The organism is Duganella sp. 1224 (assembly GCF_013408245.1).
In the GTDB taxonomy this organism is placed as follows: domain Bacteria; phylum Pseudomonadota; class Gammaproteobacteria; order Burkholderiales; family Burkholderiaceae_D; genus Rugamonas.
Genome location: NZ_JACBYS010000006.1, coordinates 76,052 through 89,887 on the forward strand (window position 1 = coordinate 76,052; position 13,836 = coordinate 89,887).

General features: G+C 60.2%; 7 protein-coding genes. 3 read left to right on the forward strand and 4 right to left on the reverse strand.

Annotation, left to right across the window (positions count from 1 at the left end):
- Window positions 1-73 precede the first annotated feature (73 nt).
- On the forward strand, window positions 74-3,442 hold the full coding sequence (locus FHW58_RS21830; RefSeq protein ID WP_255484694.1) for a DEAD/DEAH box helicase: 3,369 nt from the start codon (window positions 74-76) through the stop codon (window positions 3,440-3,442).
- A 1,673-nt stretch (window positions 3,443-5,115) separates the two neighbouring features.
- On the opposite strand, the gene FHW58_RS21835 is transcribed toward FHW58_RS21830, so the two are convergent.
- The gene (locus FHW58_RS21835) at window positions 5,116-5,619 is read right to left on the reverse strand and encodes a DUF6036 family nucleotidyltransferase (protein ID WP_179675291.1); all 504 of its coding nucleotides are present in this window, start codon (window positions 5,617-5,619) and stop codon (window positions 5,116-5,118) included.
- Between the two features lie 656 nt (window positions 5,620-6,275).
- On the opposite strand from FHW58_RS21835, the gene FHW58_RS21840 reads away from it, so the two are divergent.
- Both FHW58_RS21840 and FHW58_RS21845 read left to right on the forward strand, forming a co-directional pair.
- Window positions 6,276-9,194 carry a TIM-barrel domain-containing protein gene (locus tag FHW58_RS21840; RefSeq protein ID WP_218892845.1) on the forward strand — a complete coding sequence of 973 codons (2,919 nt, stop codon included), beginning with the start codon at window positions 6,276-6,278 and terminating at the stop codon, window positions 9,192-9,194.
- Window positions 9,195-9,310: 116 nt separating this feature from the next.
- Window positions 9,311-9,697, forward strand: a complete 387-nt coding sequence (locus tag FHW58_RS21845) for a VOC family protein (protein WP_179675292.1) — start codon at window positions 9,311-9,313, stop codon at window positions 9,695-9,697.
- Between the two features lie 75 nt (window positions 9,698-9,772).
- Here FHW58_RS21845 and FHW58_RS27830 read toward each other — a convergent pair whose 3' ends face one another.
- The 3 genes from FHW58_RS27830 to FHW58_RS21860 all read right to left on the reverse strand — a co-directional run bounded on the left by FHW58_RS27830 (window position 9,773) and on the right by FHW58_RS21860 (window position 13,773).
- Window positions 9,773-11,392, reverse strand: coding sequence for a methyl-accepting chemotaxis protein (locus FHW58_RS27830; RefSeq protein ID WP_179675293.1), 1,620 nt, complete (start codon window positions 11,390-11,392; stop codon window positions 9,773-9,775).
- A gap of 238 nt (window positions 11,393-11,630) precedes the next feature.
- Window positions 11,631-12,653 (reverse strand): serine hydrolase, encoded by a 1,023-nt coding sequence (locus FHW58_RS21855; RefSeq protein ID WP_179675294.1) that lies wholly within the window; start codon window positions 12,651-12,653, stop codon window positions 11,631-11,633.
- A gap of 154 nt (window positions 12,654-12,807) precedes the next feature.
- On the reverse strand, window positions 12,808-13,773 hold the full coding sequence (locus FHW58_RS21860; protein WP_179675295.1) for an MBL fold metallo-hydrolase: 966 nt from the start codon (window positions 13,771-13,773) through the stop codon (window positions 12,808-12,810).
- Between the last annotated feature and the right edge of the window lie 63 nt (window positions 13,774-13,836).

Below are 13,836 nucleotides of genomic sequence, written 5' to 3' on the forward strand. Positions count from 1 at the left end.
CCATTTCGGCGGGACATGCTGCTTGCCGCAGAGCCGAACAGCAGACCAGCAGCAATATTTCGACAACGCGATGATGGCATTGTCGAATCATAAGTTCTGGACTGCGGCGGCCGACTCTGGAACTTATAGGCCGTCAGCAGGTCTCTGGGCCCCTCAGCGTCGTGCAGTGGGAACTGCAGTGGCCTATCTCGGCGCAGTTGGGAGGGGCTCGATATCAGAGTCTGCGCTTATCAAGATGCCCACAGGAACAGGAAAGTCCGGAGTGATTGCAACTTTAGCCTGTGCACTGCCGGAAGTTTCCAGGACTCTCATCATCACGCCCCGAAGGTCCCTGGTCGATCAGATGCTAAACGATGTTCATTGGAGGTTTTGGAAGCACTTTAATCTTGAGTATGGGAAAACCGGGCTTAGGGCCTCCCAACGTAGCGGCGCAGCACCCACGGATACCCAGATGGCTACCGATGGCGTCATGAGGCTTCTGCCCTCGACGTCGACAGCCTTGAGTTCTTATCCTAAGGGCGAGCGGCTGGTCGTTGTGGGAACCTTCAATGCCTTAGCGCAGATACTTCGACCACCTCGTCCTGCCCATCGACTCACCGGTAGCTATCCGACCGAGCGCGATGAAGTCCCTACCGATGTCCCTCGATCTTCTGAATGGACGACTTCACAAGCAGATCTCGTCCGTGCAGTGCTCTCCGACTTTGATCTCGTCATTGTTGACGAAGGCCACTACGAACCGGCCTTTGTTTGGTCTCAGTGCATTCGCGAGTTGGCGCGTCCTACAGTGCTGTTTAGTGCGACGCCTTACCGCAACGATTTCAAGTACTTTCAAGTGCGCGGCAATTTTGCTTTCAATCTTGGCTATGAAGAAGCGACCAGCCAGCATCTAGTCCGGCCAGTCATGTTTGCTGGCACTCAGCATTTACCTAAAAGCGGTTGTAGTCCTTCGGAATTCTCCGATGCCTTGAGAAAATTCAAGATCTCAGTTTTGGACACTCAGTACTGGCCCGCAACGCTAGCACCAAGACGCGTGATCGTGCGCTGCGCCGATTATGAATCGCTGATTCGCATGCGTGATGCACTAAAGATTCTCGGCAGCAGCGCTGTTCTAATCCATGACAACGTAAAACGTGACGACCCGGCGAAACTGGAGTTTCAAAGCGTCAATCGGGCTCTCCGAGCGCATGAGAGCGGCCCTGTAGAGTACTGGCTCCATCAATGGAAGCTCCTCGAAGGTGTCGACGATAGCACTTTCGCAGCCATCGCGATCTATGAACCATTTTCCGCATCACGAGCGACAATCCAGCAGATTGGTCGCGTAATTCGTGTACTTGATCGAACTTCTCCCGGCAAAGAAGTTGCAACCGTATTTGCCAGCGCAGATATACAGGCCGATGTACAAGCCCGCTTTGAGCGATACATCCGCTACGAGCGCCACTTCGCCAAGGATCCGAAGCGCGCTCTTGAACAAGAGTCGAACTTGCCGAATTTGCTCTTGCAGAGCGTCGCCCCTTACCAATACTTGGCTGGCGACTTTCGCGAGCGTGTTCCGTTGGACAACTCTCTGGAACCGCCTAAATACGCAGATTTTGCCGTGCCTCTCAGGACTTCTATCTACCGGTACTCAGGCACTGCCACACTTGACGGTCTCGCAACAGCATGTGCCGAGGCAATGCAGCTCGAGGACCGTTACAACGTGACAATTCTTCTACCTGGAGTCGCGGAGCCAACGTCAGTCCGGTTAATTCACTATCTGACTTGCAAGAACTCTGAACTGTTAATTAGACACTCCCTACCGATTTGGGGATTGGGTGTGATGGTAATCTGCTACATCGACGCGCGGGTGTTCATCTTAGACACCGACGGCATAGTGATTGACTTGGAAGCACTTGGTCTGGAGCCTGAGTGCGCGGAACACCTACAGCGTCTGATTCCGGCGAACGGGAAAGGCATAGCGTCAAGAGTGTCACAAGCGTCTGCCATCGGCTTAGACTTGTCAGAATCTGCTGTCCGTTCCGTAACAGCTCGTATGCACGATTTCGCCAGCGGCTTCTTCGATTTGTCGCAAAGCAGCCAGGCGCTACATTCAGTGCGGGCATCGATGCGGCTGCAAGATACCGCGGTGACACGGTACTTGTCGATTTCCAGAGCCAGCGTTTCTGACTACAGCGCGCGCACGCAGCGACGATCGGTCAATGAATACTTCTTGTGGATTCAGCATTTGGCCGCAGTTCTTGATTCAAAAGCCCCCATCAGCGGCGTCTTTGATCGATTCGCTCGGTCTGTTGCGGCACCACCTGTACAGGATGCTGTACCCATGAACATCCTGTTTGATTTTTATGATTTACTAGACATTTCATTGGATACAGCTGGCTGGAATTCCGCGAAGTGCGAATCGCTTCGACACGCGGAAACTTGTGTCGATGTTGACGGGACCGGGGCATTTATCTTGAATGTCGACGGCGAAGCCCTCAATGGGAATATAAAATATTCAGTCACTGGTAATGTTCGACCTCGAGGTCGATATGACATCGAATCGCCAGAGCTGGACGCGTTCGTCAGGGACCCCAATTCCCCCTCCACTGAGCCCGCGTCGATAGTGCGCGCCCTCAACAAAGAGCAAGCATTTCGAGTCATACCGAGCGGATCAGATCTCACTTACGCGAAGCGACTCTTTTATCAAACTGGCTTGGACATTGATGCCATTGCGGCGGGCCATGAAGAAGGTTCCCCCCTGGAGATGTTGACGCCGTCACCATGGCTCGCGCAAGTTTTGTCGGAGAAGGGCGGAGGAAATGCGCGGCAGTGGGTGGAGCAATCAGTCTTTGGTGGCGTTTTCGCCGAGTTCGGTCTCTCGAACCACGGCGCCCCGTCCACCGCTAGGTTACGCCCCCTGCGCACGCTCGACCCTACGCTTTCTCAGGAATTACACACTTTTGACACGGTGGTTTGCGATGATGGCGGCCAAGAACAAGCAGATTTCATGCTCAAGGGTGAGAACCCTCGTCGCGTAGTGTTCGTCCACGCCAAGGTCAACGATAGCACGATGAGCGTGAGCTCCATGCAAATCGTTGGCCGGCAGGCGATGGCATCTCTTGCATTCATGGCTCGTGGCGCACGGCTAAAGGATCGTGCCACATGGTGGGCATCGCCATGGTCGACCGATGATCTCCGGCAGGTTCCGCATCGAGTTCTGAGATCTTCTAACCCTGATCTTGCTGCCACATGGGGCGAGATCAAACGTTGCATCCAGTCTGCACAGTACTCAAAGGAGATTTGGATCTTTGTTGGCCGTACCCTCAGTAAGAAAGCACTTGTTCGACAACTCACTCGTGGCGGCGGACCTACTCCATTGTCACTTCAGATGACGTACTACCTCGGCACACTCCAAACTTCCGCTGCTCGCGCCAACGTTGCCATGCGAATATTTTGCTCTGATTAATCCACAAGAATCATGAATCAAACCATTCTTAGTTCACTAACCCATCGGGCATCGTGGTCATGGGGCGAGACCGCAACATGACTAAGGCCAGTGTCGCGACTTTGAAGTGGACGCGGAAATATAGAAAAGTCGCCGACATTGACGCATACGACGATCTGTTCCGAAGGCTGCAGCTCGTGCTAAATCAGCTAAAAGCATCCCGTTAGAGTTCGCACACCACTACACCACGGCAAGGTATTCAGTGAATTTCTCACGTGGTCGGCGGAGCAGAGAGCAAATACGAACCTGGAACAATAGACTACGCGAATCCCACGTTCTTGAAATATGAAAGGCTTATCTAATGGATTTTCATGGAATACCGGTGCAAAGCATTTGGACTGCCGTAAAGTGGATGCCAGGATTCGCACTGAAGTACTTCTTTCCGCGCGAAAGGCTCGCGGCACTCCAGTACGTAGACCTAATGCCACGGAATGAAGCCGCGAGAGTGGACCTTGGAGAAGCAGCGTCGTTCCAGCTGTGGCTTCACATCATCAACCTTTCGCCATTCGAGGTGGAGCTTGACCGAGCGGAATTCGAATTCTCGTATGCCGGTGCGTCGATGAAGGCAACTGTCCTGCGTAAGCAGAAATTCGCTCCCGGGGAGAACGCGATACTTCAGATATCGAACCCGATCTCCGACGGATTCGCAAACCAGATCGTGCGGAATCGGAAAGTCAGCCCCCCCGACCTAGACGGCGCACTATCCGGACATATCGAGTTCAACTGCAAGCTGCATCCATTCCCTCGACAAGTCCAGCATCTGGCGGGAATCAGGCCACGCATAGTAAATGAGAATTACCGGACGTTGGTTTGACATCCGTCCAAGCACACTCTTGCCCCCGAGTTGGTGGGGCATCTGCCGTGACTTCAACGACGGCCAACATATCACCGCTTCGCAGTTGCTGAAATACTGGGGGCGGAGGGGCAGTACCGAATTCAGGAGTTTATTACAGATGGGTGCATCACTTAGTCTGCTGGTCGAGGCCCTTGGCGTACCTGTCAAGGAGCTCGTTGCCCCCAAAATGTTCTCTGCAACCTCCGATAGCTTAGCTGAGATTTGTTCGTTAAGGGACGCTTGCAGCTTTACAAAAGCTTGAGAAGTCAGACTATAGGAAATAAAGTTACGGAAAAATCATAATTCTCAAAATTATTCCTGAGCCATAATTTCATATAATTCCCTTCATGCAACGTTTTGAGGGCACTCAGCATCTTGTGCCTGTTGCTCTTGCGCCATCAGGATGCAGTCCAGCACGAAGCATCGACGGCTTCGGCGACAACGTAAGCGCCATATTGCGCTGCCTCTTCGGCAATCTGCGGGCGATCTTGCGCTCGGCTTATGCTGATACGCTTACGAAGATCTGGAGACCAATACGTGAGCCTACGTTCAAGTTAATATTCCTGGACGTGAAGGCAAAGGTTTGCGATCCCTTTTGTGTTCAAGTTAATCACAGCCTCTTTCTAAGCGCAGATTTCTCTAACAAATTGATTTTATTGATAGGCCGTTCAAGTTAATATTCCGGCCTGCCAGCCACGCGCGACGCATACGCGGATATTTGCGACGCATAATCAGATATCCAACGACACTTAGTTGATTAGACCGGGGGCAGACGAAGAATATAGTTTGCATCCGGACATCACCCTTCGACAAGCAAATGCCTATCGTCTTTGCCAGGGTAGTCCACCTCAAACTGGGCTCGGCCTTCGATGATGTCGAAGTCGAGCACACCGGCCTCCAGGCCGGCATCGATCCGTCGGAAATCATTCTCAGCACTGCGCACATATTTGGAAATAGCAGTGTCGTTGACATCAAGGAAGTAGGCGCGAATACTTCCGAACTCCAACATCACCAGGCGCTCCATCCAACCGGGATGCAGCACCAAGATGCCACTGCTGATCGGATCGAGATAGTAGCCATGCTGCTCATGACAGACCGAGTCCTCACCCAACTCATCGACAATGTCCTGCACATGCGTAGGGTCACGTAACGGAAAGAAGTCGATGTCGATGGACATGGACATCAGCTCGGGAGGCAGCGCTTTGAGGCCCAAAACGGACAGGCTACCGGCAATGACGAATTCAGTGTGAGGACCACACTTCGCAGCCTCTTTTAAAGCAAGCAGAATCTGCTCACGCCGCATTCGCTAATGCTTGGAATTTGCGGACAGAAGCAACGAAGGGCGAGTTCTGGCGTAATGCAGCTGCACGGGAGGACCTTTCTTCAAGAATCTGAGCTGCTTGCTGCGGGTGCTGCAGCAGTTCCCTCCACGCGTCTATATAGTCCTGACTACACAAACGGCCTTGCTCCCAGAGAGCAACTTGGTCATGCGCGAGCGCCAACACCTCATCAGCACCAGTTGCGTCACCACCACGCAGCGCGCGAGCCACCGGACGATGTTACGGCTTGCACTAGATTGTCATGGTGGTTTGCCATCGGAGAGCGTTGCGGTTCAAGAATGGGACAGATCCCAGTGCACTTATCGTCTCACAATTCCGCTCAAAAATTGAGCAACGCAACCACGAAGCAGTCGATCTGGAAACAAACAGTGAGCAGGTTTCATCGATACCTCCACCTGGACTGGATGAATCGTGGATAACGAACGCATCGGGTTCAACTTCCTGCACAACGCGCGGGTAATTCTGCAGATGCTCAAGGCGGTAGCGACGCACCTGAATATGTGCTCACGACGATATTGGTTCTGGTATCTGATCCGGCCATAAAGTTATTGGCCAGTGCCAGCCAAAAGCGGTATGTTTGCCAAACAAATAAGCATCCACCAGGGATGAGGAGACACGATTGGTTCATTACCCTCGTTTTACGGGCGTACGGCGCGCGTCGCTGGTGGCGCTGGCGATCGCCGCATGTTGGTCCGCGCAGGCCGCCGAGATCCCCCAGCCGCTCGATGCGCTGGGCCGGCTCCAAGCGCTGCACGCCCCGGCCAGCACGGAATTCCGCTTCCAGCGTGTGGCCAACGGTGTGCAATTCCAGCTCAATGGCGTCACTAAATCGGTGATTTTCTATTCGCCTTCGGTGGTGCGCGTCAACGCCAACCTTGGCGCGTCGTATTGGGAGCATCCCAGCCTGGTGGTGATACGCCGTCCCCAGGACGTAGCGTTCGCGCTGCGCGATCAAGGCGTCGCGCTGGAACTGGTCGGCGCCAGGCTGCGCCTGACCATCGACAAGCACAGCGGTGCCATCGCCTTCGCCGACGGCGACGGCCGCGCGCTGACGCGGGAGGATGCGGCCACGCCGCAAACCATCACGCCGCGCACCATCTCGGGTGCGCCAACCTACGAGGTGGAGAACCGCCTGACGCTCAAACCGGGCGAAGGGATCTACGGCTTCGGCTTCACCGCCGATGAAGAAGTCAACCGCCGCAACAAGGACCTGCTGCTGGTGCAGACCAACGTCGGCATCATCATCCCGGTGATGGTGTCGTCCGAGCGCTATGGCGTGCTGTGGGATACCTATTCCATGATGCGCTTCCGCGACGATGCCGACGGCGCGCGCCTGTGGGCCGAGAGCGCGCCGGGCGGGGTGGATTACTACCTCATGGCCGGCGACAGCATGGACCACGTGGTCGGCGCCTACCGCTGGCTCACCGGCGACGCGCCCATGTATCCCAAGCAGGCGTTCGGCCTGTTCATGAGCAAGGAACGCTACCCCACGCAACAACGCTTGCTGGAGGTGGCGCGCACCTTCCGCCGCGAGCGCTTCCCGCTCGACTACATCGTGCAGGACTGGCAATACTGGGGCTCCGACAAGGACGGCAGCTGGAGCGGAATGACCTGGGACCGCGAGCGCTATCCCGATCCGAAGGCCATGACCGACGAGATCCACAGGCTGCACATGAAGCTGATGGTATCGATCTGGCCCTCGATCGGCGACGACACGGCGCTGGCGCATGAACTGGACCAGCACCGCCTGCGCTTCGCGCCGCTGCACTGGATTTCCAAACACGCCCGCGTATATGACGCCTACAGCCCGCTGGGTCGCCAGATCTACTTCAAGCACATCAAATCCGGCCTGCTGGACCAGGGCGTCGATGCGCTGTGGATGGACGGTACCGAGGTCGAAGTCAGTTCGGCCATGTGGAACGCCATGGACAACGTGCGCGACACCAAAGCCCTGGGCAGCAACGCCATGGGGGATTTCACGCGCTACCTCAACCCGTACTCGCTGCTGACGACGGAAGGCACCTACCAGGGCCAGCGCGCCAGCGACAACAAGCGCGTGTTCACACTGACCCGCTCCGCCTGGGCCGGCGCGCAGCGCACGGCGGCGGCTTCATGGTCGGGCGACATCTTCGCCAGCTGGAAGACCTTCCGCCAGCAGATTGCAGGGGGCGTGAACGTCACCATCACCGGCAACCCGTACTGGACGCAGGATACCGGCGGCTTTTTTGTCACCGAGTTCCCCGGCGGCGAGCACAATCCGGCGTACCGCGAACTGTATGCGCGCTGGTTCCAGTACGCCACCTTCAATCCGATCATGCGCGTGCACGGCACCAGCATCGAACGCGAGCCCTACCTGTTCAAGCAGCTCGACCCGGTGGTGTACCAGTCCATGCTCAACGCGGTACAGCTGCGTTACCGGCTGCTGCCCTATATTTACAGTCTGAGCGCCAAAGTCACGTCGGATCGCTACACGCTGATGCGCGCGCTGCCGATGGACTTCGCCCAGGACGCGGCCACCTACGACATCAACGACGCGTTCATGTTCGGTCCCGCGCTGCTGGTGCACCCGGTCACGCGGGCGATGTACCACGCGGTCACGCCGGCGCCGGCCACCATACCGGCCGACTACCTGCGCACGGCGGACGGCAAGCGCGGGTTGGCGCTGCAGTACTTCTCCGGCGAGAACTTCGACACGCCGCGCGGGCAGCTGGTGGACGAGAAGATCGACCATGACTGGCCGGACCCGCCGTTGGCGGAGATCCCTGGCGGACTGACCTCGCTGCAGCGCTTTTCAGCACGCTGGCAGGGCGAACTGGTGGCGCCGGAAGACGGCGCATATGAAATCGGCCTGAGCGGGGACGATGGCCTGCGCCTGTTCCTCGGCGACCAGCAGGTGATCGACGACTGGAAGAATTCGGCGACGCGCCATCTTGAGGTCAAGCGCACGCTGAAGAAGGGCGAACGGGTGCCGCTCAAGGTCGAGTATTACCAGGACATCGGCAACCGTTCCGTGCGCCTGACGTGGCGCACACCATCCGATCTGCGCGCGCTGGCCGCGGCGGCGAATGCGCCGCGCGACCTGTCGCTGAAGACCTATCTGCCGCGCGGGGGCGACTGGTACGATTTCTGGACCCAGCAGCGCTATGCCGGCGGCACCACGGTGAGCCGCGAGACGCCGCTCGACGTGGTGCCGTTGTACGTGCGCGCCGGCGCCATCATTCCCATGGGCCCGGTGCAGCAGTATGCGACCGAAAAGCCGGATGCGCCATACGACGTGCATGTTTACCCGGGCGCGGACGGCCGCTTCACCGTCTACGAAGACGATAACGAGACCTACGCCTACGAAAAAGGGCAGTCGGCGCGCTACGAGCTGGCCTGGGACGACGCCACGCGCACCCTGCGCATCGGCGCACGCCAGGGAGCGTTCCCCGGCATGGTGCGGCAACGCTCGCTGCGCATCTCGGTGGCGGGGGCCGGCGGTGCGCCCCGTACCGTCAGGTATACGGGCAAGGCCGTGACGGTGCGCTTCGGTTCCTGAATGTCCCGCTGGCCTGAAAAAAAAAATATCCGCCGCTTGTCGATTTCTTGCGTCATGATTCGTCGTCAGACAAGAGGGGCAGTCGGAGGTCCCGTCATTTTTACTGAGGAGGCGTCATGAAACAGGAAATCATTTTCAACCTGCCGGTCAAGGACGTGGAGCAATCGACAGCGTTCTTCACGGCGCTGGGCTTCCGGCTGAATCCGCAATTCAGCAATCCGCAGGCGGCGTTCATGGATATTGTGGACGGCATGCACGTGATGCTGGCGGCGGAGGACTTTTTCCAGTCGCTGATCAACAAGCCGGTGGTGCAGGCCAGGGAGGCCAACGAGGTCGTCATTTGCCTGATGTGCGACAGCCGCGAGGAGGTCGATCGCCTGATCGCCAAGGCCAGCGCCGGCGGCGCCCGCATTCCGCATCCGCCGGAGGACCATGGCTTCATGTACGACCAGGGCTTCGAGGACCTGGATGGGCACCTGTGGAATTTGGTCTGGACTGCCTAGTCGCCTGAAACCGCAGGGGCTGCCGCAGACGCCGCGACAGCGGGCGTAACGGCGCCCCTGCGGCGCGGCGGTGCGTCAGGCGTGCGCCAGCAGGGCGCGGCTGGCCATGCGCGGGGCGTTACCGCCGCGCGGCCCGGCGCTGCGCGGCTGGCTGCTGCCGTCCAGCTTGAACGCGGCCACCGCCTGCGACAGCCGCTCGGCCTGCTCCGACAGCGAGGCCGAGGCCGCCGCCGCCTCTTCCACCAGCGCGGCATTCTGCTGCGTGGTCGCGTCCAGCGTGGCCACCGCCTGGTTGATCTGGCTGATGCCGATCTCCTGCTCCTGCCCGGCCGCGCTGATTTCCACCATGATGGCGGTGACGCGCTCGATGCTGGCGACGATCTCGCCCATGGTGTCGCCCGCTTCGCGCACCTGGGTGACGCCGCCGTCCACCTGCGTCACCGAGTCGCTGATAAGCGCCTTGATGTCCTTGGCCGCCTCGGCGCTGCGGTGCGCCAGGCTGCGCACTTCGGACGCCACCACGGCAAAGCCGCGGCCCTGCTCGCCGGCGCGGGCGGCTTCCACCGCCGCGTTCAACGCCAGGATGTTGGTCTGGAAGGCGATGCCGTCGATCACGCCGATGATGTCGGCGATGCGGGTCGACGCCGCGCGGATCGCTTCCATGGTGTTGATCACATTGCCCACCACCTCGCCGCCGCGCGCCGCCACCCGCGAGGCGTCCTGCGCCAGCTGGTTGGACTGGCGGGCATTCTCGGAATTCTGGCGCACGGTGGCGGTCAGCTCTTCCAGCGAGGAGGCGGTTTCCTCCAGGCTGGCCGCCTGCTCTTCGGTGCGGCCCGACAGGTCGAGGTTGCCGGTGGCGATTTCCGAGGTGGCGGTGGCGATGTTGGCGGCGCCGGCGCGCACCGTCATCACGGTGGCGGCCAGCTTGCTCTGCATGGTGGCCAGCGCCTGCATCAGTTCGGCCATCTCGTCGTTGCCGCGCACCTCGATCTGGTTCGACAGGTCGCCTTCAGCCATGCGCGAGAAGTGCGTCACCGAGGCGCGGATCGGCACCAGGATCGAGCGCAGCAGCGAGGCCGCCGCGACCAGCATCAGCACCACGCCGGCGCCGATCACGCCCACCGTCAGCCAGCGCTGGCTGGCGTAGCGCGCCTGGCTGTCTTCATACTGCCGGGCGTTGGACTTGGTCTGGAACTCACTCAGCGCCTGCGCGCTTTCCGACAGCTTGGCAAACAGCGGCTGCATCACCGACATGGTGATCTTGTCGGCCTGTTCGGCGTCCTTGGCGTTGAGCGCCCGCACCAGCGGCTGGTAGCCCTGCTCGATGAAGGCCTTGCGGTCCTTGTCCATCTGGTCGGACAGGCGCTTTTCCTCGTCGCCCTGCGGCAGCGTCAGGTAGCGCGCCCAGGCCTTGTCGGAGGTCGCCATGAAGCTCTCGGCGCGCGCCAGCGTCTTGCCCGAGTCCGGCAGTTCCGGATGCATGGTGACGCGGTCCAGCGCCAGCCGCGAGCGCGCCATTGCCAGTTGCGATTCGCCGATGGCGACCGCCGACGGCATGGTGTTGTCATTGGCGTCCTGCAGACTGAGATTAACCTTCTGCATGCCGTACAGTCCGCTGACGCCGGCGACCACAATTAACAGCCCCAACAAGGCCATGGTCGCGATAAGGCGGAATTTGATCGTTACCTTCATAATGCACTCCATACACACCAGCTGTCCCGCGAAGATGGAGTGCGCGCACTCGGGCGGTCAGATCGGCAGCATAGCGGCTGCGTTAGAGAGGAAGAAACGAGGATAAGGTTTCGGTGGCGGAGAGTTTTTCCGTATGGAACTAATTCTACGCGCGTTTCGTGACAATTGGAAAGAATTTCGTTACTAGCAATTTGCACGTGCCGGCGGACGTCACACCGGCACCACACTGGCCGCCGCGCTAGGCCCCCGGCGCCTTGCGGTAGCGCATCGGATTGAAGCCGGCGTAGGCCACCTCGGTCAGCGCGCTGGCCAGTTGGCCCAGCTTGCGGTGATCGTAACTGCTGTTGCTGAACACCACCACGTTGACCTCGTCCGCCAGCACCCGCCGCGCCACCAGGCGGAAGCCGCCGTTGGAGCCGTCTTCCCACGCGCACTCGCGCGGCTGGCCGGCGATGCCCGCCAGCTGGGTGCGTCCGCCCAGCGCGTAGTGTTCGCCCTGGTGCTGCACGCGCAGCAGCGTGGCGCGCGAGGCCGGCGTCAGGACGCTCCCGCCCAGCACGCCGTTCATCAGGAACATCATGTCGATGGCGGTGCTGTAGAAACCCCCCGCCATGGCCATGTAGTCCGGCACCGGGCTGACGTTGCGCGTCCACGGCGGCGTCTGCGCAGACGGCGTGTAGCCCAGCGCCATGCCGGCCACCTGGTCGGAGTCGCCGGCGAAGATGCCGGAATTGCGCAGTTGCAGCGGCTCCAGCAGCCAAGCCGCCACGCACTCGCGGTAGCGCTGGCCGCTGACCTGCTCGACGATGGCCTTGACGATCAGCCAGTTGGAGTGCGAATAGTCCCACTGCGTGCCCGGCTTGAAGCGCAGGTCGCCGCTGGCGTAGCGGCGCACCGCCTCCATCTGCTCCAGCGGCTGCGAGCGCATGGCGGGATCGGCCTTGCGCGCCTCCAGCACCTGGTTGGGCACGCCGCTGGTGTGGCTCATCAGGTGACGCAGCGTCAGCTGGGCGCCGGTGTCAGCGCGGTAGGCCGGCAGGTAGCGGATGATGGGCTCGTCCAGCGCCAGCTTGCCCATGTCGACCAGCTTCATCACCACCATGGCGGCCACCCACTTCGACACCGAGCCGGTCTCGAAGCGGGTGGTCAGCGCCATCGGCGTATTGGTCTGCGGATTGGCGCTGCCGAGCGCGTTGGTGTACCACACCTCGGCGCCGAGGCCGACCGCCACCGTGCCGTTGAAGTCGTAATAATCGGTCATGACCGCGTCATAGCGCGCTCCCTGGTCCGAGGCAAAGGCAGGCACTACCCGGCCCAGGGCAAGCGCCCCGGCCAGGGCGAGACATTGACGACGATCCACCGCGACACTCCTACGTTATGGCAACCGCAGCAGCGTATCACAGCCGGCCAGCCGGTCAAGGGCGGACGGTGTAATTGGCCGGCGTCCAGGTCCAGCTCTTGCCGTTGGCGCGGATGTAGCCGATGCCGGGGAACTGCAGGTGGGCGGCCGCCACCAGGTCATCCTCCTTGGCGATTTTGCCGAACACGGCGGTGCGGGCGGCGTAGGCCTGCTTGCCGTCGCTGTCGAAGGCGATGGTGACGCTCGGCTTGTCGAACTGCACCGCGCCCACGTGGATCAGGTCGCCCAGGATGACCAGCTTCTTGCCCTTGCTTTCCACCACGTACGAGGTGTGGCCGGCCGTGTGGCCGTAGCTGGAGTAGGAGCTGATGCCCGGCACCACCTCGCCGTTGTGGTCGAAGGGCTGGAACTTGCCGGCCTTGATGTAGGCCCGCAGCGACACCTCGGCGCCATCGAAGAAGCCGGCGAAGTCCTTGGGCGCCTTGGCCTTGTTGGCGGCGTCGAGCCAGTAATCGGCGTCGCGCTGGTCGGCGTGCACCACGGCGTTGGGGAAGACGATCTGGCCGTTGGCGGCCAGCCCGCCCACGTGGTCCGGGTGGAAGTGGGTGATCAGGATGTCGTCCACCTGTTCCGGCTGGTAGCCGGAGGCCTTCAGATTGCTGACCAGCTTGCCCAGCGTGGGCCCGAACAGCGCGCCGCTGCCGGTGTCCACCAGCACCAGCCGCTTGCCGGTGTTGACCAGGAAGGCGTTGGTCGAGGTGGTGGTCGGCGTGCCCAGGTGGGCCTTGGCCAGCGCCGCCTGGGTGGCGGCCTTATCGTTCTGCAGCAGGTCGACCATTGGCAGATCGGCGGTACCGTCGCTCAGCGGCGTGACCTCGAAATCGCCCACCATCACCCGCGCATAGCCGGGCGTGACGATGGTGGACAGCGGCGCGGCGGCGTGCGCCTGTAGCAGCGTCAGGCCGCAGACGGCGGCCAGCAGGGTGCGGCGCAGCGCGGCCGGTGGGAAGAACTGTCGCATGGTATGCCTTTCGATCAAGTTTGGAGGAAAATAGTATTTCATTGCCAACCCCGCAGCGCCTCC

Coding starts and splice junctions, on each gene's coding strand:
- FHW58_RS21845 (WP_179675292.1), top strand. CDS start 9,311: ATGAAACAGGAAATCATTTTCAACCTGCCGGTCAAGGACGTGGAGCAA.
- FHW58_RS27830 (WP_179675293.1), bottom strand. CDS start 11,392: ATGAAGGTAACGATCAAATTCCGCCTTATCGCGACCATGGCCTTGTTG.
- FHW58_RS21835 (WP_179675291.1), bottom strand. CDS start 5,619: ATGCGGCGTGAGCAGATTCTGCTTGCTTTAAAAGAGGCTGCGAAGTGT.
- FHW58_RS21860 (WP_179675295.1), bottom strand. CDS start 13,773: ATGCGACAGTTCTTCCCACCGGCCGCGCTGCGCCGCACCCTGCTGGCC.
- FHW58_RS21855 (WP_179675294.1), bottom strand. CDS start 12,653: ATGACCGATTATTACGACTTCAACGGCACGGTGGCGGTCGGCCTCGGC.
- FHW58_RS21830 (WP_255484694.1), top strand. CDS start 74: ATGGCATTGTCGAATCATAAGTTCTGGACTGCGGCGGCCGACTCTGGA.